Source organism: Acidocella sp. KAb 2-4 (genome assembly GCF_020567705.1).
Taxonomy (GTDB): domain Bacteria; phylum Pseudomonadota; class Alphaproteobacteria; order Acetobacterales; family Acetobacteraceae; genus Acidocella.
This window is the reverse complement of sequence record NZ_JAJDJU010000063.1, coordinates 1-1,692: the sequence shown is the minus strand read 5'-3', so window position 1 is coordinate 1,692 and position 1,692 is coordinate 1. Positions and strand designations below refer to the sequence as shown.

At 62.8% G+C, this 1,692-nt stretch carries 1 protein-coding gene and 1 pseudogene; one reads left to right on the top strand and one right to left on the bottom strand.

Translation table 11 applies throughout. The features are described 5' to 3' along the window. Nucleotides 1–384, top strand: a 384-nt coding sequence (locus LI953_RS15310) for a hypothetical protein (protein ID WP_227076955.1), incomplete at its 5' end; no start/stop codon positions are given. Nucleotides 385–1,461: 1,077 nt separating this feature from the next. Here the strand turns inward: LI953_RS15310 and LI953_RS15305 are convergent. After that, nucleotides 1,462–1,692 (bottom strand): annotated as a pseudogene (locus LI953_RS15305) (ArsR family transcriptional regulator); the annotation flags it as partial.

Genomic DNA, 1,692 nt, shown 5'->3' with positions numbered 1-1,692 from the left:
CGTGCAGGTGTACCCCTGCCATTCGAGGTAACGTGTGATGAGCAGCAAGGTAGCAAGAGCGGCGTCACGTTCCGGGGCCGTGGCTGCGGTTTTCAGCAAGCGGCTTTGCACGGCGTCAATGTACTGGTGTCCAAGGCTCACGTTCCCGCCTCCAAAGAAATCAAATTCCATCTGCTTCGATTTGCCCAGCGCAGCCAGGCCCGCGGCGTGAAACCTGGCCCGCTCTGCCTTCTCGGGGTCGGTCTCGGCAAGCGCCGCCTGGTCTGCCAGGAGCGCGGCTTGGCCATAGCCTCCCCGCCGGCGAAGCTGGCGGGCGGTCAGATCGACAACGGCGCTCCCAGGCCGTGCTCTGGCCTGCTGCCCCGTCAGTATCTCGGCCAGTGACCTAGCGGGCGCTCCGGCCCGTCTGCCAGCGTCCTGAACGGTGCGTGCTAACTCGATGTCATCCGCCGAGTATCCCCGGCGGCGTAGCTCAGCGGTTGATATGGCCATTGTCGCCTCTGACAGTTGCGTGGTACGCAACAATGGTTGCGTGGTACGCAACCATTCGTCAAGCGATTCTTGCTTAATATTGGCGGAAAATCTGACTTTTTTTGCGTTACCTTCCGGCGGTATCCATACCAAAGAAGATTTATTCAGGGATGGAAGCCACAGCAGACGCTTCGCGCCCTACGGGGCTCCCGCTCTGCGCTCGCTCTGCTGCATCGAGGCCGGTGCTGGTGGAGAGGGGAGCATGGCTCAGGGGGGGAAGAGTTGAGGGGCGTAGGCGGCTCACAGGGGCCGCCTGGAGCGTGTCAGGGGCACGGGGAGGGATTAGGGCACGCACCCAGCCACACGCCGTCCCTCAGCCATCCAGGCCGCGCCGTGGCGGTGTCCTGGTGGCCCAGAGCGAGCGCAGAGCGGGAGCCCCGTAGGGCGGCCCGTCAGGGCCGTCTGGGCGGGCCACCCACCCGCCAGGGGATCGCTAAGGGCAACGCCCTTGGCTCGGACGTGTGGCCCCGCCGGTCACGCGCCCGAAGGGGTGCAGGGGCGGAGCCCCCTGCCGCGCTACAAACGAAAGTTTGTATAAGTGCGCCCATTCGGGCCCTTCGGGATTGGCCCAAAAACTTTCAATGTTCATTTTAGCAAAGTTACCATTTTCGCAGCGAAAATTTTTTTGTTTTTCTTGTCGAATTACTGCCCGCATTGTGTCGCGGTGGCACTCAAATAACCCACGAAGCGCCGCGAAAAACACCGACGATTTTTTGTTTAACTACTAGGACAGGATGCGGCTTGTACCGCGAAACTCCTTCGGAGCTTCGCGGTCCACCGGCCATCTACTCCGCACCCCTTACGGGGCGCTCCGCAGATAGCCTAGCCGTGCCTGCTCAGGGGCAAGCCCCCGAGACCCCCCATCCCGACCAGAGGGAAGGGCGCACTTAGGGGTTTTTGCCTCCTGGCAAAAACCCCGTGCGGTGACGGTTACGCGGTGGGCTTCTGGTGGAGCTGAACGACCTCGGCCGAGTAGCGCGCGACGGCTTCACCGTGGCGGCTCAGGTCTCCACGGAAAGCGCCTTCCGGTGTCACGGCGATGATCTTGGAGCGGCCACGTTTCACACGGCTGATGGCGCCAACGCGCTCCAGAAGCGCCAAGGTACGTGCCATGTGCGCCTTGTCGATGCCGCGCATCTCCGCAAGATCGGCGGCTACTTT